Here is a 19166-nt window from a genome sequence, read left to right on the forward strand (position 1 = left end):
AGGGTTCTCCTGCCGGCCTTTTCGTTGCAAGTATTGCGAATCAGCCCTCGCTGATTTCCTTTGCCTGGACATCGTCCAAGGACATTGCCCGCGTAAAGGCCGGGCGCTCCCGAAGGCGGTCGAAATAGCGGATAAATTCTTCCCGGCTTTCCATGGTGCCAAATTGCAGGCCCCAGCCAATATGGGAACCCACATAGACATCGGCCGCGGTAAAACGGTCACCGGCAATATAGGGGTTGGCCTTTACGGCGACGGACAGGGCATTCAGCGTATCCCGGAAATTGCCATAACCCAGCATCCTTTGTTTTTCCACCTCCGGCTCCTCCTTGAAAACAGCCCTGTTATTTAGAACTGATTCCAGAGGGCCTGCGGCAAAAAAGAGCCAGCGGTAATAATTTGCCTTTTCGTCCAACGTCTGCGGCAAAAGCCCGGCCTCTGGGAGGACATCCGCCAGATAAGCACAGATTGCCGCACACTCGGTCACCACACGACCTCCATGCACTATGGCTGGCACCTTGCCCATGGGGTTTATGGACAGGTACTCGGGCGACTTCATGGTAGTGCCGTACTCCAGTACTTTTGTCTCGTAGGGAACTCCCACTTCTTCGAGCATCCAGCGCACTATGCGGCCGCGGGATTGGGGGTTGGTATAGAAGATCAGCTCCTCGGCCATCGCTATTCCCTTTTGTTATCTGTGGGGGGATAAGTCTATGCGAGGCGGATGAACGCATCGAGGGACATCCCCGCCATCACAGTGTGAAATTACAACTCCCTTCAACCCAGCGCTCAACGGAGATCATGCGGGCAATATCACATCCTCTAACCAGGTGCGCAGTCGCAGTGTCTCTGCTTCGCCAGCCTCTATCGCTTCGGCCGCACGGGCAAATTCCATACCGCTGATATCCCGCACTTTGGGCATAATCAAAACATCCGGTGGTGAGCCAGTGAGCCGTGTCCGCTTTAGGCGCCTCTCGAGGATATCCATGGCCGAGGTCATGGTATCGAGCATGCCCGGCGCATCCCTGTGGCGCTTCGATAGGCGCACCGTTAATTGAGCCAAATGGGCTTTGCCTTGAGCTACCAGCCCATTGAAGGATAGAGTGCTGTGGTTCGTTTGTTCTGTCACAACCTCTTCCCCCTCACGCGGTTCCTCTTGTAACTGAGGGGTGGCTTCACTGTGCACCTTTTTCACTTGCCCCTGACGGCGATCCTGCTGGGAAACCCCGTCCTCGGTAACATCCACAGCAATGACTCGCGTGGCACCCATAGCGCGACAGACATCGACGGGAATCGGGTTAACCACTGCGCCATCTACCAACCAGCGCCCCGACAAGCGCTTTGGTGACAGCAGCCCGGGAATGGCGCAAGAAGCGCTGACCGCATCTCTCAGATTGCCACTTTGCAACCATATCTCCTGGCCACTGTGCAGGTCCGTGGCTACTGCGGTGAAGGGGAGGGGAAGCTCCTCGATCAGCTTGCAGTCGATATTGTCAAAAAAGGCATTGAAAGGTTTCCGCCCACCAAGCACGCCGCCGTTGAGAGTCCAGTTGATATCCAACAGTGAAAATACTTGCCAGTTATCCAGTCGGCGCACCCAATCTTCCAGTGCCGCCAGCTTTCCGGCGGCATAAGCAGCGCCAACGAAGGCCCCCATGGAAGTACCCGCCACCACATGGGGGAATATTCCCATCTGTTCCAGTGCCTTCAGTACCCCAATATGGGAGAAGCCTTTGGCGGCGCCGCTGCCGAGCGCAATGCCGATACGGGACTCGGATTGGGAATGCACAGTTATCTCCGAATACTTTTTCTGGGCGCTGTTAAATTGTTACCAGGTACCAAAACGCACTAACGCGGTATTACACAAATTTGTGGGGAGAGAGAAAAGAAACAGGTACAAAAAAAGCAGCCGAAGCTGCTTTTTTCGATAACTTGCAAGCAAGCGCTTAAGAGAATTTGAGAACCGCTTACTTGCCAGCCGCCTTGCGGATCGCCTGCAGGGTGCGCAGACGCGCCTCGGCTTCGGCCAGCTGGGCGGAGATGCGCGCATAGTCGACCTCGGAAGGCGCCTTGTGCAGGGCGTGTTCCGCTTCCTCGCGGGCCTTTTGCGCTGCCTCCTCATCGATTTCGCGCTCGGCCACATCCGCGAGGATGGTCACCATATTCGGCTGCACCTCTGCGTAGCCACCGCTGACGAACAGCACTTCCTCTTCACCATCTTCCTTGATGATGCGCACCGGACCGGGTTTGAGCGCGGTGAGCAGTTGCGCATGACCGTAGGAGATACCGAGTTCCCCTTCGATCCCGCTCACTACTACCATCTTCACCAGTCCGGAGAAGAGAGACTGCTCGGCGCTGACAATGTCACAATGTACTGTCATGGCCATATTGTCTGCCTCTGTCGCTTAGCCCTTCGCCTTGTTGGCTTTTTCCACCGCTTCGTCGATGGTGCCGACCATGTAGAAGGCCTGCTCAGGCAAGTGGTCATAGTCGCCGTTCAGGATACCCTGGAAACCGCGAATAGTCTCTTTCAGCGGTACGTATTTGCCCGGCGCACCGGTAAATACTTCCGCCACGTGGAAGGGCTGAGACAGGAAGCGCTCAATCTTACGGGCGCGCGCAACAATCTGCTTGTCTTCCTCGGACAGTTCGTCCATACCCAGGATGGCGATAATGTCCTTCAGCTCCTTGTAGCGCTGCAGTACGGACTGCACGCCGCGAGCGACTTCGTAGTGCTCTTGGCCAATTACCAGCGGGTCCAACTGACGGGAGGTGGAGTCCAGCGGGTCCACGGCCGGGTAGATACCCTTGGCGGCGATGTCGCGGGACAGTACCACAGTGGAGTCCAAGTGCGCGAAGGTGGTGGCCGGAGACGGGTCGGTAAGGTCGTCCGCCGGTACGTATACCGCCTGGATAGAGGTAATAGAGCCTGTCTTGGTGGAGGTGATACGCTCCTGCAGAACGCCCATTTCTTCCGCCAGAGTCGGCTGGTAACCCACCGCAGACGGCATACGGCCGAGCAGGGCGGATACTTCAGTACCGGCCAGGGTGTAGCGGTAGATATTGTCGACGAACAGCAGTACGTCGCGGCCTTCATCACGGAATTTTTCCGCCATGGTCAGGCCGGTCAAGGCTACGCGCAGGCGGTTGCCCGGCGGCTCATTCATTTGGCCGTAAACCATCGCCACTTTGGACTTGCTGAAGTCCTCGACGTTAACAACACCGGCTTCCTGCATCTCGTGGTAGAAGTCGTTACCTTCCCGGGTGCGCTCACCAACACCGGCGAACACGGACAGACCGGAGTGCTCGGTGGCGATGTTGTTGATCAGCTCCATCATGTTAACGGTCTTGCCCACACCGGCACCGCCGAACAGGCCGACTTTACCGCCCTTGGCGAAGGGGCATACCAGGTCGATCACCTTGATGCCGGTTTCCAGCAGTTCAGTGGAGCTCGCCTGCTCTTCGTAGGTAGGGGCCGCGCGGTGGATGGAGGCGCGCTCCTTTTCACCGATGGGGCCGCACTCGTCGATGGGGTTACCGAGCACGTCCATGATGCGTCCCAGGGTCTCATGGCCTACCGGCACGGAAACCGGTGCCCCGGTATTTTTCACCGCCAGTCCGCGGCCCACCCCTTCGGATGATCCCATGGCGATGGCGCGTACCACCCCGTCGCCCAGCTGTTGCTGCACTTCCATGGTGAGGTTCTTTTCCTCACACACCAGTGCGTCGTAAACATTCGGGACGGCATCGCGCGGGAACTCCACGTCGATGACCGCGCCGATCACTTGCACAATTTGCCCGTTACTCATTTCCGGATCCTCAGCTTTAAATTCTGTCTTCGGCCGCCTTAAACCGCCGCAGCGCCGCCCACAATCTCGGACAGCTCCTGGGTAATAGCCGCCTGGCGCGCCTTGTTGTAGACAAGCTGCAACTGGTCGATCAGCTCACCGGCGTTGTCGGTGGCGCTCTTCATTGCAATCATGCGCGCGGCCTGTTCGCAGGCCTTGTTTTCAACCACTGCCTGATACACCTGGGACTCGATATAGCGAGCCAGCAAGCCGTCCAACAGCGCCTTCGGATCCGGCTCGTAGAGGTAGTCCCACTCGTGCTTGAGCATTTCGTCGTCGTCTTTCGGCAGCGGCAGCAGTTGCTCGACCCGCGGCTTCTGCGACATGGTGTTGATAAACTCGTTGGACACCAGGAAGAGGCGGTCTATATCGCCCTCCGCGAAGCGGTCCATCATCACCTTGACGGAGCCGATCAGCTGGTTGGCCTGAGGTTCGTCACCCAGGTCGCGTACCGCAGCTACCACGGCGGAGCCGATGGCATTGAAAAAACCGGCCGCCTTATTCCCCACCGCGCAGACTTCCACTTCGGCCCCCTTCTGGGACCAGGCCTGCATCTCGCGGATAGCCGCTTTGAACATATTGATGTTCAAACCGCCGCAGAGGCCGCGATCGGTGGAGACCAGGATAAACCCGACCCGTTTGACCTCGCGCTCCTGCAGGTAGATGTGTTGGTACTCGGCCGAGGCGTTGGCGACGTGACCGATCACCGCGCGTATGCGTTGGGCGTAGGGACGCCCCAGTGCCATGCGATCCTGAGCCTTGCGCATCTTACTCGCCGCAACCATTTCCATTGCGGAGGTAATTTTCTGCGTGCTCTTGATGCTGGCAATTTTTGTGCGTACTTCTTTTCCGCCTGCCATAGTCTGTTACCTTGTTCGCTGGACAGTTTCCCGCGGCGCCGTCAGAGACCGCCGCCACGGGGATTCCAGGGCCGGCCGCTTTACCAGCTGCCGGTGGCGACGAACTTCTCGATGGCAGCCTTGAAGGCAGCGTCGATCTCGTCGTTGTAATCGCCGGTGCTGTTCACTTTTTCCATCAGCTCTGCATGTTCGCTGTTCATGTAAGCGAGCAGGGCGGATTCAAAGTCGAGTACCTTGGAAACGTCCACGTCTTTCAGGTAACCCTTGTCAGCGGCGTACACGGAAACAGCCATCTCGGCAATCGACAGCGGGGTGTACTGCTTCTGTTTCATCAGCTCGGTGACGCGTTCACCGTGGTCCAGCTGCGCCTTGGTAGCTTCGTCCAGGTCGGAGGCAAACTGGGAGAAAGCCGCCAGTTCGCGGTACTGGGCCAGAGCGGTACGGATACCGCCGGAGAGCTTCTTGATCACCTTGGTCTGGGCCGCACCACCGACGCGGGATACGGAGATACCCGGGTTGATCGCAGGGCGGATACCGGAGTTGAACAGATCCGTTTCCAGGAAGATCTGACCGTCGGTAATGGAGATCACGTTGGTCGGTACGAATGCGGATACGTCACCGGCCTGTGTCTCGATAATCGGCAGCGCGGTCAGAGAGCCGGTCTTACCTTTTACCTCACCATTGGTGAACTTCTCCACATAGTCGGCGTTGACGCGCGCTGCGCGCTCCAGCAGACGGGAGTGCAGGTAGAAAACGTCACCCGGGTAGGCTTCGCGGCCCGGCGGGCGTCTCAGCAGCAGGGAGATCTGGCGGTAGGCCCAAGCCTGCTTGGTGAGGTCGTCGTAGATAATCAGGGCGTCTTCACCGCGGTCGCGGAAGTATTCACCCATAGTACAGCCCACATAGGGCGCCAGGAACTGCATGGAAGCCGGGTCGGCGGCGCCAGCGGCAACCACAATGGTGTGCTCCATGGCACCGTGCTCTTCCAGCTTGCGCACTACGTTGGCAATAGACGACTGCTTCTGGCCGATTGCGACGTAGATACACTTAATGCCAGTGCCTTTCTGGTTGATGATGGTGTCGACGGCCACAGCAGTCTTACCTACTTGGCGGTCACCGATAATCAACTCGCGCTGGCCGCGGCCGATCGGCACCATGGTGTCGATGGCTTTCAGACCGGTTTGAACCGGTTGATCCACGGACTGGCGGGCGATAACACCCGGCGCCACTTTTTCCACCGCATCGGTCAGTTTGGTGTTCAGCGGGCCCTTGCCGTCGATGGGGTTGCCCAGGGCATCCACGACGCGGCCGAGCAGTTCCGGACCGACAGGGCATTCCAGAATACGGCCGGTACAACGGCATTTCTGACCTTCGGCCAGGGATTTGTAGTCGCCCAGGATCACCGCGCCCACGGAGTCGCGTTCCAGGTTCAGCGCCATACCGTAGACACCGCCCTGGAATTCAATCATTTCTCCGTACATCACATCGGCCAAGCCGTGGATGCGGATAATGCCGTCGGAAACGGATACGATGGTGCCCTCGTTCTGGGGCTGGGTGCTCACATCGAGACTTTCGATGCGGCTCTTGATAATTTCACTGATCTCGGAGGGATTCAGTTGCTGCATGCTCTGTTCCTCGATTTCCCCGCGAGCCTCGGCGCGCGGGGAAGGTAATTTAGGAGTTCATCGCCTCGGCGAGTTTGGCCAGCCGTCCGCGCACCGTGCCGTCGATCACGGTATCGCCAGCGCGAATAATCGCGCCGCCCAGCAGACTCTCGTCCACTGAGCTGTGCAGGTGCACTTCCCGCGCAAACTTCTTACTGAGTGCCTGGGTCAGCTTTTGTGCCTGAGACTCACTCAGGGGACGCGCGGAAATAACTTCCACGTCCAGAGTTGCCTCGGCCTGCGCCTTCAGCTCTTCAAACAGCGCTGAAATTTCCGGCAGCAGCGACAGGCGGTGGTTTTCCGCCAGCAGGCGGATAAAGTTCCCACCGGCCTCGCTGAGTTCGTCTGAACAGATCGACAGGAATTTGTCTGCGCGCTCTTCGCTGGTGAGCTGCGGGTTCTCCAGCAGCTCACGCACCTTTTCGCTCTGGCTGACCGCGGCTGCGGTGGCCAGCGCAGCGCTCCAGCCGTTGAGGTCGGAAGCCGCCTGCGCGTAGCTGAATGCCGCTTTGGCGTAGGGCCGGGCCAGTGTGCTGAGTTCCGCCATGGGGTTCCTCGCTTACAGCTCGGCTGCCAGTTTTTCGATCAGGTCGTCATGGGCCTGAGCGTCGATATTGACCGAGAGGATCTTCTCCGCACCGGCCACAGCCAGGGTCGCCACACGGCTGCGCAGCTGCTCTTTGGCACGGTTAACTTCCTGTTCGATTTCAGCCTTGGCCGCTGCTTTCAGGCGATCGCCTTCAGCTTCGGCGGCATTCTTGGCTTCCTCGATGATCTGATTGGCGCGCTTGTTGGCGCCATCGATAATCTCCGCGGCCTGTTCTTTGGCTTCCTTCAGCTGCTCCGCAGCCTTGCGGCGCGCCAGCTCCAGATCCTTACTCGCGCGCTCGGCCTCTTCCAGGCCGGAGGCGATTTTCTGCTCGCGCTCTTGCATCACACCGAGCAGCGGCGGCCACACGAAGCGCCAGCAGAACCATACGAAGGCCAGGAATGTGATCGACTGGCCGATAAGAGTCAGGTTGATATTCACACCGACACCTCTTGCTCTTTAAAAAGGGTTAAGGGCAATTGGAACGGTGTAATTACGCCAGACCAGGAGCTACAGCAAAAATCAGATACATGGCGATACCAACACCGATCATCGGAACGGCGTCGAGCAGACCGGCCATCAGGAACATTTTGCCCTGCAGAGCGGGAGCCTGCTCCGGCTGACGCGCGGAGCCTTCCAGCAGCTTGCCACCCAGGGTGCCGAAACCGATGGCGGTGCCCAGAGCGCCCAGACCAATCAGCAGTGCGCTTGCGATGTAAACCAGACCTAATGCTTCCATTGTTTTCTCCAGTAAAGGTTTAAGAGTTGTCGTAAAGGTTGATTAAAGGGTTAACTGTCAAACTGTTTCACGCGCGATCACTGATCGTGCTCGTGCTCTTCGTCGCGGTGGTGCGCCATGGCCATGTACACAGTGGTCAACACCATGAATACGAACGCCTGCAGCGTGATCACCAGCACGTGGAAGATGGCCCAGCCCATATGCATCAGGCCAGCGCCGATAAAGCCCAGTACACCCACGCCAAACACGATGGCGATCAGGATGAAAATCATCTCCCCCGCGTAGAGGTTGCCGAACAGCCGCAGACCGAGAGAGATCGGCTTGGCGATCAGCGACACCGCCTCCAGCAGGAAGTTGAAGGGGATCAGCAGCAGGTCGAAGTACCACTTGCCGGTGTGGAAGGGGTGCAGGGTCAGCTCCTTGATAAAGCCGATAGCCCCTTTTTCCCGCAGGCTGAAGAAGATCATCAGGGCGAATACCGCCAATGCCATGCCCAGAGTGGCGTTGGGGTCAGTGGTGGGTACGACCTTGAAGAAGAGGTGATCGTTGCCGGAAATCTTGGCTGCAGCCATCGGCAGCCAATCCACGGGAACCAAGTCCATCAGGTTCATCAGAAAGACCCACACGAAGATGGTCAGCGCCATGGGGGCGACCATAGTGTTTCGGTGCGGGAAGGTTTCCTTAACCAGTTTGTCCACAAACTCGGTCACCAGCTCCACAAAACTCTGGAAGCCGCGCGGGACATCGGAAGAAGCTTTTTTCGCCGCCCGGGCGAACAGAAAACAAAACAGCAGCCCGAGGCCGATTGACCAACCCAAGGTGTCCAGGTGAACTGCCCAGAATCCCATATCCGCCGCCTCCTGGGAGGAGTGGGCCATGGTCCAGGTACTTTCACTGAGTACGGTGCCGTCCGCGCGGGTGTAACCCGCAGGCAGCTTGCCGAAAACCATATTCTGCAAGTGGTGCTGAATATACCCCGTCGCAGTTTGAGCTTCGCCAGCCATAGTTCCTCAACAATCGCAAAGTGTGAATTCTTGTTCACCGCACCGGTCTGCGGAGCCGTAAGGGCTTCAACGCACCAAGCGCGCCGCCAGCAACCACTGCAGGATCACGCAGAGGCCGTAGCTGATAAACACTGCCGCCGGGTTCAGAGGTTTAATACTCGCGAAAACCACGGCAAAGCCGGTCAGGGTCAGCACAAACTTGCCCACTTCGCCGCGGTAGAAGTTTTGCAGTACCCGGTCCGCTGCCCGCGCGCCGCTCTCGCGGAAGGCGCGCAGGCCAAAATAAGCATTGGGCAGCGCACATAGGGCGCCGCCGAGAAATACAGAGAGAGCGCTTACCGGTCTGCCGTAAAAGTGCAAAACCGCAGCTGCCAGCGATACAAGCACCAGCTGCACCGCGGCAATCACCAACACCGGGGGTTTTGTCATAGGCGGGATTAGCCGGCCCTGTTGTTCAGGTTATTTTTTGCGCTGTCGCCCAAATTTTGGGCGTGCGAATTATGGAGCAAGCTGCGGGACGGTTCAACCGGCAAATGTCGCCAACTTGTTTAAATTTCAGTGTTTTTTCTTGCAAGTAGCCGGCGTAGTAAGTGTTAGCAAATAGAAGGGTTACGCGCCAGAACAGCCCTCGGGCCTCCCGGCGCAGTTGCGCACTCAGTCCTCACTGTACCCCAGGTGGGCGAGAATACCGTCAAGCTCATCCAAGCTGTTGTACTTTAGTACCAGCTTTCCAACCCCTTTCTCGTTATGGTCGATGGCGACGGGCACACCGATCTTTTCCGCAAGGCGCTCGCTGAGGCGACGGATATTCGGATCCTCTTTCTGCTTGGCCGGCGCCGGTTTCTGCACCTGTTGTTGCAGGCGACGTACCAACGCCTCGGTCTGGCGCACAGTCAGTCCGCGCTCGACCACTTGGCGCGCGGCGGCGCGCTGGGTCTCCCCCGCCAGCCCCAGCAGAGCCTTGGCGTGGCCCAATTCCAGATCACCGCGCTCGAGGAAAGTGCGCACCTCGCTGGTGAGGCTGAGCAGGCGCAGCAGGTTGGTCACCGCAGTGCGGGACTTGCCTACCGCATCGGCCACTTCCTGCTGGGTCAACTGGAACTCGTCCTGCAACCGCTTGAGCGCCACCGCTTCCTCAACGGGGTTCAGGTCTTCGCGCTGGATGTTCTCAATCAGGGCCATGGCGATAGCGGCTTCGTCGGACACCTCGCGCACCAGCGCCGGCACCCGGTCCAGCTGCGCCATTTGCGCCGCGCGCCAGCGGCGCTCGCCGGCAATGATTTCGTATTTGAGCTCTCCGACGGGACGCACCACGATGGGCTGCATTATGCCCTGGGCGCGGATGGAGTCCGCCAGCTCCTGTAGCGTTTCCTGGGGAAAATCGCGGCGCGGCTGGTAGCGGCCGCGCTGCAGGTATTCAATCGGTAGTTCTCGCAGTTCGCCATCAGCGGCCTTGGCATCCACCTCGCCGGTGGCAACCGCGATGGCCTCGCTGGCATTGTCACTGATCAGGTGGGACAGGCCCCGGCCGAGTCCCTTGCGTTTGGCGGCCATAACTCGATACCTCTGTTAAACCGCTTCCGCCACGGACGGGCGGCCTGGATTGGAATTATTTTGACTGGCCGCGTGGCGGCGGGTCATTTCGCCAGCCAGCGCCAGGTAGGCAATAGCGCCCTTGGAATGACGGTCGTAATCCAATGCAGGTTTACCGAAACTGGGGGCTTCCGCCAGGCGCACATTGCGCGGAATACAAGTGCGGTACAGGCGCTCCCCAAAGTATTCAGACAGCTGCTCGGACACGTCGCTGGTCAGGCTATTGCGGGGGTCGTACATGGTGCGCAGTATGCCCTCGATTTTCAGTTCGGGGTTGGCTGCGCGCTGTATTTGGGTGATGGTATCGATCAACGCAGAGAGCCCCTCCAACGCGTAGTATTCGCACTGCATAGGAATCAGTACGCCGTTGGCGGCACAGAGGGCGTTGACCGTCAGCATATTCAGGGATGGCGGGCAGTCCACCACGATATAGTCGTAATCTTCACGGACATCGCGCAGAGCGCGGCGCAGTCGGGACTCGCGCCCGTCTATTTCCAGCAGTTCCACCTCCGCGGCGGAAAGGTCACCGTTGGCCGGCATCAGGTCGTAGCCGCTTTCGGTGGTGACGATCGCCTTGCGCGCCGGCAGCTCGGTGGCGAGCACATCGTAGGCGGACAGTTGCAGTTCCCCCTTGTCGACGCCGCTGCCCATGGTGGCATTGCCTTGGGGGTCGAGATCGATCAACAGGACCCGGCGCCGGTTGGCGACCAGGGATGCGGCCAGGTTGACGCAGGTGGTGGTCTTGCCCACCCCCCCTTTCTGGTTGGCCACTGCAAATATCTTGCTCAAGGTTCTTGTCCTATATTCTCCCGAAAAGCGCTCTCCCCGAGCTCTTCAGGTGTCGCCGCGAAAAGCCGGCATCAAGGGCACTCATCCTCCTTGCAAAGGGAGTGCTCGGGTCTCGCAAATTCGATTCTTCCACGGGCGCAGGGTCTACGCCGGATTGCCGCGCGTTGCCTCGCGGCGGAGTACGATCAGGTGGCGATCCGCGTCGCAACCGGGTACCGACAGGGGGCGCACCTGCTCGACCTTAATGCCTTTTGGGAGTCCACTCAACTCATCTTCCGGCAACTTGCCTTTCATCGCGTAAAACCTACCCTCGCTTGACAGCAAGTGCTCACTTACAAGCACCATATCAGCGATGGATGCGAAGGCCCGGGAGACCACCGCGGCGAACTTTTCCTCCGGTGCGAAGGCTTCCACGCGCTTGTTTACCACCTGCACATTGGGCAGCGGCAGCGCACAGGCCACCTGAAACAGAAAGCGGGTTTTCTTGCCGTTGCTGTCGAGCAGGGTAACCGGCCGCTCCGGATGTGCGATCGCCAGCGGTATGCCCGGGAGGCCGCCGCCGCTTCCCACATCGATAAGCGGTCCCTCACCGCAGAGGTCGACCACACTTAGACTGTCGATAATGTGCCGCTCGAGCATTTGCTGCGGATCGCGGATTGCCGACAAGTTGTAAGCGGCATTCCAGCGCGCGAAAAGCGCCAAGTACTGCAGCAGCTGGTCCTGCTGGACAGCGCTCAACTCGACCGACAGTTGTGACGCCGCCTCAACCAATCGCGGGCGAAATGCTTCCATTTGCAGAGAAATTGCAGATTCTCCCCTATAAACCCCGAGAGGTATTGTTATCAGCTGCGGGAATGCCCCAGCGGCTCCCGCGAAAAGTTATACGGCTTTTTTGCGCGTCAGCAGGCCCCGCTTCTTGAGCTGAATCAGCAGCAGTGATACCGCTGCCGGTGTCACTCCGGGGATCCGGGAAGCGCGTGCCAGGGTGTCCGGGCGCGCTTCGCCCAGCTTCTGTTTGACCTCGCTGGAAAGGCCGGATACCTGGCTGTAGTCAAAGTCCACCGGAATGGGTGTGTCTTCATAGGCCCGCAACCGCTCGATCTCTTCCCGTTGGCGATCGATATAGCCGGCATACTTAGCGGATATTTCAACCTGCTCGGCAACCCGCTCATCTTCCACCGGCTCTCCCTTCAGCGACGCCACATCCGTGTAGCCCAGCTCCGGGCGGCGCAGGAGATCCATCAAGCTGTACTCCCGCGCAAGCGGCTGCGGCAGTTTGCCTTCGACGGCGGCGGCCTGGGGGGTCTGCGGGTGTACCCAGGTATCCCGCAGGCGCTGTTCCTCGCGCTCGATGGCCTCGCGTTTTTCACAGAAGGCCGCCCAACGGTCGTCCCCGACCAGTCCCAACTGGCGTCCGGTCTCGGTCAGGCGCAGATCTGCGTTGTCCTCGCGCAATAGCAAGCGGTACTCGGCACGGCTGGTGAACATACGGTAGGGCTCTTTGGTGCCACTGGTGATCAGGTCATCCACCAGTACGCCGAGATAGGCCTGGTCGCGGCGCGGCGACCAGACCTCGCGCTCCTGTGCCAGCAGCGCCGCATTGGCGCCAGCCAGCAGCCCCTGCGCTGCGGCCTCCTCGTAACCGGTAGTGCCATTGATTTGGCCAGCAAAGAAGAGACCTTGAATAAATTTGGTTTCCAGCGACGGCAGCAGGTCGCGGGGGTCGAAGAAGTCATATTCGATGGCGTAGCCGGGGCGGGTGATATGTGCCCGTTCAAAGCCCGCAATCGAGTGCACCAGATCCAGCTGCACATCAAAGGGCAGGCTGGTGGAGATACCATTTGGGTAGAGTTCGTTTGTACTCAGCCCCTCCGGCTCGATAAACACCTGGTGGCTGTCTTTGTCGGCGAAGCGCTGCACCTTGTCCTCGATGGACGGGCAGTAGCGGGGGCCTACACCTTCGATAACACCGGAGTACATAGGGGACCGGTCGAGGCCGCCGCGAATGATTTCGTGGGTGCGCAGATTGGTATGGGTGATCCAGCAGCACACCTGGCGCGGGTGTTGGTCGCGGCTGCCAAGATAAGACATCACCGGGGTCGGACTATCCCCCCACTGTTCCTCCAGACCGGAGAAGTCCACCGAGCGGGCGTCTATACGTGGGGGAGTGCCGGTTTTCAGCCGCTCCACACGGAAGGGCAGCTCCCGCAGGCGCTCCGCCAAAGCGATGGAAGGGGGATCTCCGGCGCGACCGCCGGCGTGGTTTTCGAGGCCAATATGAATGCGGCCGCCGAGAAAGGTGCCCGTGGTGATGACGACCGTCTTGGCACGAAAGCGCACTCCCGCGTTGGTTACCACACCAACCACCCGCTCACCTTCGACAATCAAATCGTCGGCGGCCTGCTGGAAAATTTCCAGATTTTCCTGGTTCTCCAGAATCCCACGGATAGCTGCGCGGTACAGAGCGCGGTCCGCCTGGGCGCGGGTGGCCCGTACCGCGGGGCCTTTGCGGGCATTCAGCACGCGAAACTGGATGCCGGCACGATCAGTGGCTTCCGCCATGGCGCCACCGAGGGCGTCTACTTCCTTTACCAGATGACTCTTGCCAATACCGCCGATGGCGGGGTTACAGGACATCTGCCCAAGGGTCTCAATATTGTGCGTCAGCAGCAGGGTGGCCGCTCCCATGCGCGCCGCCGCCAGCGAGGCCTCAGTGCCGGCGTGGCCGCCACCGATCACAATCACGTCATAGGTCCGGGGGAAATCCATAGCTGTTGCCACAGGCGGTGAAAAAGGGGCGCACATTTTATAGCCAGTGGGTGAACGACAGCAAATGCTGTAGCCAAAAAATTTGTGCCCTGAAATGCGTGACCAGCGGTTGAAAAACTGCCCAGGGATTCTTTTTTAAATAATCAATCTATACACATTGTGAATGAATAGGTTTTTGTATTGGTTGTATTTATTAGTGCCTCCAGTTTGCGGTATAAGTCTTAAAAAGCCATATAAATCAATAAGTTAGAGTCGATGCTAAGTTGGAGATAACCCCTGTGCAGGCCGCGGGACAAGCCCTGTAGGTGCCTGTGTACTGGCGGGATAACTTCTCCCCACTTGATCCCCGGTCCAATTTATCCCCATTTCCCCACGCCATTTTTGGCCAAGTTACCCTCGAATTTGTCCACAGACTGGTTTTCCACACCGCCTTTTGTTGATAAGTCCGTGTTGAAGAGAAGGGGAAGTTGTGTGCAAACGAGAGGGTGTGAATAAGCCTGTGGGTAGTTGTGCGTAACTTTTGTGAGCTGGCGGTGGAATTAACGGTATACATAAGTTTGCGTCTGTAACACATGCCCCTACAGTGCGCGCTGAGCGATGCTGTGGTGTCTCTCTCGTGTATACCTCAGCAGGAGGCTGCGGGGGTTTTGACAGTTTTTGTTTGAATTCACGAGCGGTGAACGTTGTGACTGCCGCGGGTGAGCTTTAGTCTTTTGGTGGAGGCTGGGGGAGAAATAGCGGCCCCATGGCCGCTGCAATCATGGGTTGATCTTCACCGTGAGGGCATTCCGAGTAGGTATAAGCGCGTTTGGACCGCTACTTGCGTGTTGTGTGCGAGGCGTTCTACGACTACGGGGACAAATGCTCTTGTCCGGTCAGACTGTGGAATACCCCGTCAATTAACTCCATGACTTGTTCTTTGCTGCCTTGCATGTGGGCATAGGTGCGCAAGCCCATGATCTGCATTTGCAGATAGCGCGCCAGGTACTCCGGGCTTCTTGCGGCATCCACTTCCCCCATCTTTTGGGCTCGGGCCAGAACATCTGCAAACGCTGATTCTAAGTCCTGCAGCAGCCGCTTTGCTTCGGCCAATAGGTCCGCGTTGTCATCGGTCAACTCGGCGATTGTCTTGACCAGCATACACATGGTGCTGGGAGCGGATGTTTGCCCCCCTGCGATTGAGTCCTCGATAAATTTCTTCAGTCCCGTCAGCGGTGAGGTGGACGACTCGACATAAGCGTTTAAGCGGTCTTTGCTGGTAGATGTGTAGTGCTGAATGGCTTTACTGAACAGCGCTTCCTTACTGCCAAACGTGGCGTAAATGCTTCCAGGGCGCATATCGATGGCCTGCTGGATGTTGCGCATGGAGGTCGCGTGAAAACCTTTGGCCCAAAACAGGCGTGTAGCTTTGTTAATGGCCTCTTGGTGGTCGTACTTAGCGTTGGGCACCCTTAACTCCATCTTGAACGGGTGTTCAATTTTATCTTGAACGATCGTTCAAGGGTAGTTAAAGTCCGCCATACCTTTATCAGACACAGTGGAGTATTAACCGTGAAATTCACTCTGCACACCATTGAGAGTGCCCCCGAGGCCAGCAAGCCGCTGCTTGAAAAATCCCATCAAGCCTTTGGTAACCTTCCCGGGTTGCATCAGGTGATGGCGGAAGCCCCGGCGGTGCTGGCCGCTTACCAGCAATTGCACGAGCTCTTCCTGCAGACATCTTTTAACGCTGAGGAATTGACGGTGGTCTGGCAAACCATAAATGTGGAGCACAAATGCCATTACTGTGTGCCGGCGCATACAGCGATCGCCCACATGATGAAGGTGGACCCTGCACTAACTGAAGCGCTGCGTAATGGCGATCCAATGCCCAACGCCAAGTTACAGGCGCTGCACGACACCACGCTGGAAATGGTGCGTAATCGGGGGCATATCAGTGAGGAGCAGCTCGCGGCCTTTGAGGCGGCAGGTTACGGTCCGCAGCAGCTACTGGAGATTACGCTGGGGTTATCGCAAAAGGTGATGAGTAACTACATTAACCACTTTGCCGAGACGCCGGTGGATAAAGCTTTTCAGCAGTATGCCTGGACGCCCAACTAATAGCGGGCAGTGCATCGGAGCCGTTCTCGGCTCCGATGTTTTACTCAGAACCAGGAAACCACCTGGTCCATAGGGCGGCGGGTTTTGGCGAAGGGCGGTTCTCCAGCCCGGTAACCGAAGGCCACCATAACTGCCGGCTGGTAGCGCTCTGGGTCGATGCCGAAATGCTCTTGCAGCACCTCGACGGTTTTGGCCATTTCAAAGCCTTCAATGGGGCAGGAATCAATGCCCAGCAGGGCTGCTGCGGTCATCATATTGCCCAGTGCGATATAAACCTGACGCGCTGACCAATCAGCAACTTGGCGTTTACCCTCAACGCCGAAATCGTGGGTCTGAAATTTCTCGTAGGCCTGGTTGATGAAGCCAATTACCTCCTCGGGGAGTTTTTTTACCTCGCGCATGTGTTTTTGCAGGTAGTCTGAGTGGTGGTGCATGGTGGCATCGGTGTGCGCCAGGAAAATCACGAAGTGGCTGGCGGTGCCCAATTGGCCGGCTGTGCCGTTAGTGGCGCCGTTAGCCCCCCAGGCGAAGTCTCGGAACAGCTCGCGCTTTTCCGGTGACTGCACCACCAGAATCTGCCAGGGTTCGAACCCGAAAGAGCTCGGTGACAGGCGGGCGGCCTCCAGAATGGTATTGAATTCGTCAGCGCTGATTTTGCGCTGTGGGTCGAACACCTTGCAGGCGTGGCGGAAGTTGAAGGCGTTGATGATCTGCTGTTGAACGTCGGCGGTGTTACTCATGGTTTTACTCCAGGTTTTGCTACTGCTTTCAGGGCTTACCCAATCCGGGTCATTTCGTGGAGGGTGAAGGATTCAATGGCGCCCTCCACGGCTTTTTGAAAATCTCTGATATGTGGGCTTTTCTCGTGTGCTTGCAGTGATTCCATTGATTCCCACCGTTCAAAAAACAGAAAGTGTGCCGGATCTCGGTTGTCTTGATGCAGGTCGTATTGCAGGCAGCCTGACTCACCGCGAGTGGGAATAATCAGCTTTTCCAGTTCCGATTTAACCAATGGAATCCGGTCTGCCATGGCTCTGATATGGGCGACAATGCTTAATTGGTGCATGGGTTTAGTTTCCTGCTTATAGGTATTGGGACGCGCTGCTGATCGTTCAAAAGCCTTCCAGTACGATCTTGCCGACGGCGCGGCCCGACTCCAGTTCCGCGTGCGCGGCTTTGAGGTTGTCTGCGTTGATGGCGCCCAGGTGTTTGCCGGCTGTGGTGCGCAAGTGCCCCTGGTCCACCAGTTCAGCCACATGTTCCAGCAGTTCATGCTGGGCCTTGAGGTCCTTTGCCCGGTGCATGGAGCGGGCGAACATAAACTCGATGTGCACCGACAGGCTTTTGGGTTTAATTTTCATCACTTCCAATGAGGCCGGGTCGTCGATCAGGGCGATTCGCCCAAAGGGCACCAGTAGATCCACATAGGTTTCGAAATACCGGTCGGTGGCATTGAGACTGGCCACGTGCGTCACGGGTCCGGTCTTGCCTCCGGCGATCAGGGCATCGATCTGAGGTTTAAGGGGCTGACTGTGGTCTACCACCAGGTCCGCGCCCAACTCCGTGACCCACTTGCGGGACTCTTCCCTGGATGCGGTGGCAATCACCGTGGCACCGGTGAGTGTTTTCGCCAGCTGCACAAGAATGGAGCCAACGCCACCGGCGGCGCCGACCACCAGCAGGACCTCGTCCGTCGGCCGCCGGTCACCCGGTGTCTGACGCTGAAGCTGCAGGTGTTCGAACAGCAGCTCCCAGGCGGTGATACTGGTCAGGGGTAGGGCCGCCGCTTCAGCGTCGGACAGACTGCTCGGTTTGTGGCCGACAATGCGCTCGTCCACCAGCTGGTATTCGGCGTTGCTGCCGGGGCGGGTCAGGTCACCGGCATAGTAGACCTGGTCCCCAGGCTGAAAGAGGCTGACTTTTTCTCCGGTGGCGATCACTTCGCCGACGGCGTCCCAACCGATTACCTTGTACTGCCCCTCTTCTGCGGGCACATTCTGGCGGACCTTGTAATCCACCGGGTTGACGGCGATGGCCCGGACCTTGACCAGCAGATCGTGACCACTGGCCACCGGTTGGGGCAGTTCAATGTCTAGCAGGGATTCCCTGTCGGTGATGGGCAGGGCCCGCTTATAGCCAACAGCTTTCATGGTAAACCTCCGGTTTTCGCTGTCTTCAGTGGGGTGCGAATTCATGGAGGCTAGTCTGCGCTTTTATTGATCTGCTAATAACCGTCTAATATCGAAAACATTATCTATTTATTTTTGAAAATATGCTTATCGAAGATCTGCAGATCGTTCTGAAGGTGGCGGAGTTTCGCAGCATTACCGCCGCGGCCACCAGCCTGGACATGCGTACTGCCACTGCCAGTGCGGCGGTAAAGCGCGTTGAGCAGGCCCTGGGGGCGGAGCTTTTTGTCCGCACCACACGCCAGCTGCGTCTTTCCTCTGCCGGAGAGAAATACTTGCCCCAGTGCGAACAAGCGCTGCAGATGCTGGATCAGGCCCGGCAGAATATCCGCGGTGACCTGGATCTGGTGGAGGGGCAGCTGCGTCTGGCGGTGTCCTCCGATCTGGGCCGCAACCGGGTAATGCCCTGGTTGGATTCCTTCACGGATCAATATCCGGCCCTCACATTGCGTATCCATATCAGTGACAGCACAGTGGACTTTTACAGGGACGCCGTCGATATGGCGCTGCGTTACGGTTCCCCCAACGACGCCAGCCTCTACGGCTTCAAGATCTGTGATGTGCCCGGCGTGCTTTGCGCCAGCCCCGGGTATCTGGAATCCCGCGGCGTTCCCAGTCATCCCCACGACCTGGCCTCCCACAACGGGCTCTTTTACCAGCTGCACGATATTCCCCACGACGTCTGGACCTTTACCCGGGGCGAGGCCCAGTTCAAGGTGAAGATGCAGGGAAACCGGACGGCCAACGACGGCGATTTGGTGCGCCGCTGGTGCGTGGCGGGCAAGGGGGTGGCGGTCAAGTCCTGCCTCGACATGGCGGACGACCTGCTGGCCGGCCGGGTGGTCAATGTGCTGCCGGAATACCGCCCGCGCAGCACCGAACTCTGGCTCATCTGCCCCAGTCGCCAGTCCATCACCCCGGCCATGCGTCTGCTCCGGGATGATCTCCAGGCTCGCTGCCGCGATATTCTGCACCAGTTGCGCACGCGGCATCTGCTGCCAGCGGAATCCTGATATCCGGTTGTG

General features: G+C 58.4%; 21 protein-coding genes. 2 read left to right on the forward strand and 19 right to left on the reverse strand.

The genetic code is table 11. From position 1 onward, the window contains the following. Positions 1-40 precede the first annotated feature (40 nt). From A3224_RS16200 to A3224_RS16275, 16 genes are all read right to left on the reverse strand, one after another. On the reverse strand, positions 41-673 hold the full coding sequence (locus A3224_RS16200) for a glutathione S-transferase family protein (RefSeq protein WP_067157059.1): 633 nt from the start codon (positions 671-673) through the stop codon (positions 41-43). 123 nt (positions 674-796) lie between these two features. Beyond that, entirely contained in the window at positions 797-1786 is a 990-nt protein-coding gene (rssA, locus tag A3224_RS16205; protein WP_067157063.1) for a patatin-like phospholipase RssA, read from the reverse strand. 178 nt (positions 1787-1964) lie between these two features. Beyond that, on the reverse strand, positions 1965-2384 hold the full coding sequence (locus A3224_RS16210) for a F0F1 ATP synthase subunit epsilon (RefSeq protein WP_067157066.1): 420 nt from the start codon (positions 2382-2384) through the stop codon (positions 1965-1967). Positions 2385-2402: 18 nt separating this feature from the next. Further along, a complete protein-coding gene (gene atpD, locus A3224_RS16215; RefSeq protein ID WP_067157069.1) occupies positions 2403-3806 on the reverse strand; it encodes a F0F1 ATP synthase subunit beta in 1404 nt (467 codons plus the stop codon). A gap of 38 nt (positions 3807-3844) precedes the next feature. Further along, positions 3845-4705: a F0F1 ATP synthase subunit gamma gene (atpG, locus tag A3224_RS16220; RefSeq protein ID WP_067157072.1), complete on the reverse strand. Its 861-nt coding sequence runs from the start codon at positions 4703-4705 to the stop codon at positions 3845-3847. 80 nt (positions 4706-4785) lie between these two features. Beyond that, positions 4786-6330 (reverse strand): F0F1 ATP synthase subunit alpha, encoded by a 1545-nt coding sequence (gene atpA, locus A3224_RS16225; protein WP_067157075.1) that lies wholly within the window; start codon positions 6328-6330, stop codon positions 4786-4788. 49 nt (positions 6331-6379) lie between these two features. Then, entirely contained in the window at positions 6380-6916 is a 537-nt protein-coding gene (locus tag A3224_RS16230; protein WP_067157078.1) for a F0F1 ATP synthase subunit delta, read from the reverse strand. Between the two features lie 12 nt (positions 6917-6928). Then, positions 6929-7399 carry a F0F1 ATP synthase subunit B gene (locus tag A3224_RS16235; RefSeq protein ID WP_067157081.1) on the reverse strand — a complete coding sequence of 157 codons (471 nt, stop codon included), beginning with the start codon at positions 7397-7399 and terminating at the stop codon, positions 6929-6931. Between the two features lie 52 nt (positions 7400-7451). Next, a complete protein-coding gene (gene atpE, locus A3224_RS16240; RefSeq protein WP_067157084.1) occupies positions 7452-7697 on the reverse strand; it encodes a F0F1 ATP synthase subunit C in 246 nt (81 codons plus the stop codon). A gap of 77 nt (positions 7698-7774) precedes the next feature. After that, positions 7775-8701, reverse strand: a complete 927-nt coding sequence (gene atpB, locus A3224_RS16245) for a F0F1 ATP synthase subunit A (protein ID WP_067157087.1) — start codon at positions 8699-8701, stop codon at positions 7775-7777. Positions 8702-8767: 66 nt separating this feature from the next. After that, positions 8768-9130 carry an ATP synthase subunit I gene (locus A3224_RS16250; RefSeq protein WP_067157090.1) on the reverse strand — a complete coding sequence of 121 codons (363 nt, stop codon included), beginning with the start codon at positions 9128-9130 and terminating at the stop codon, positions 8768-8770. 225 nt (positions 9131-9355) lie between these two features. Continuing rightward, positions 9356-10255 carry a ParB/RepB/Spo0J family partition protein gene (locus A3224_RS16255; protein WP_067157093.1) on the reverse strand — a complete coding sequence of 300 codons (900 nt, stop codon included), beginning with the start codon at positions 10253-10255 and terminating at the stop codon, positions 9356-9358. A 15-nt stretch (positions 10256-10270) separates the two neighbouring features. Then, the gene (locus tag A3224_RS16260) at positions 10271-11083 is read right to left on the reverse strand and encodes a ParA family protein (RefSeq protein WP_067157096.1); all 813 of its coding nucleotides are present in this window, start codon (positions 11081-11083) and stop codon (positions 10271-10273) included. 144 nt (positions 11084-11227) lie between these two features. Further along, positions 11228-11875, reverse strand: coding sequence for a 16S rRNA (guanine(527)-N(7))-methyltransferase RsmG (gene rsmG / locus A3224_RS16265; protein WP_067157099.1), 648 nt, complete (start codon positions 11873-11875; stop codon positions 11228-11230). 87 nt (positions 11876-11962) lie between these two features. Continuing rightward, entirely contained in the window at positions 11963-13852 is a 1890-nt protein-coding gene (gene mnmG, locus A3224_RS16270; protein WP_067157102.1) for a tRNA uridine-5-carboxymethylaminomethyl(34) synthesis enzyme MnmG, read from the reverse strand. 849 nt (positions 13853-14701) lie between these two features. Beyond that, positions 14702-15301, reverse strand: a complete 600-nt coding sequence (locus A3224_RS16275; RefSeq protein ID WP_197463013.1) for a TetR/AcrR family transcriptional regulator — start codon at positions 15299-15301, stop codon at positions 14702-14704. A 102-nt stretch (positions 15302-15403) separates the two neighbouring features. Here A3224_RS16275 and A3224_RS16280 point away from each other — a divergent pair, with 102 nt between their 5' ends. After that, positions 15404-15952 (forward strand): carboxymuconolactone decarboxylase family protein, encoded by a 549-nt coding sequence (locus A3224_RS16280; RefSeq protein ID WP_067157108.1) that lies wholly within the window; start codon positions 15404-15406, stop codon positions 15950-15952. 44 nt (positions 15953-15996) lie between these two features. Here A3224_RS16280 and A3224_RS16285 read toward each other — a convergent pair whose 3' ends face one another. The 3 genes from A3224_RS16285 to A3224_RS16295 are packed head-to-tail and all read right to left on the reverse strand — an operon-like array spanning position 15997 to position 18102. After that, positions 15997-16692, reverse strand: a complete 696-nt coding sequence (locus A3224_RS16285; RefSeq protein WP_067157111.1) for an NAD(P)H-dependent oxidoreductase — start codon at positions 16690-16692, stop codon at positions 15997-15999. 35 nt (positions 16693-16727) lie between these two features. Further along, positions 16728-17018, reverse strand: a complete 291-nt coding sequence (locus A3224_RS16290) for a putative quinol monooxygenase (RefSeq protein WP_067157114.1) — start codon at positions 17016-17018, stop codon at positions 16728-16730. Positions 17019-17064: 46 nt separating this feature from the next. Continuing rightward, the gene (locus A3224_RS16295; protein WP_067157119.1) at positions 17065-18102 is read right to left on the reverse strand and encodes a zinc-binding alcohol dehydrogenase family protein; all 1038 of its coding nucleotides are present in this window, start codon (positions 18100-18102) and stop codon (positions 17065-17067) included. Positions 18103-18224: 122 nt separating this feature from the next. Here A3224_RS16295 and A3224_RS16300 point away from each other — a divergent pair, with 122 nt between their 5' ends. Continuing rightward, a complete protein-coding gene (locus A3224_RS16300) occupies positions 18225-19154 on the forward strand; it encodes a LysR family transcriptional regulator (protein WP_067157122.1) in 930 nt (309 codons plus the stop codon). Positions 19155-19166 lie beyond the last annotated feature (12 nt).

The sequence above is a fragment of the Microbulbifer thermotolerans genome (assembly GCF_001617625.1).
Taxonomy (GTDB): Bacteria; Pseudomonadota; Gammaproteobacteria; order Pseudomonadales; family Cellvibrionaceae; genus Microbulbifer; species Microbulbifer thermotolerans.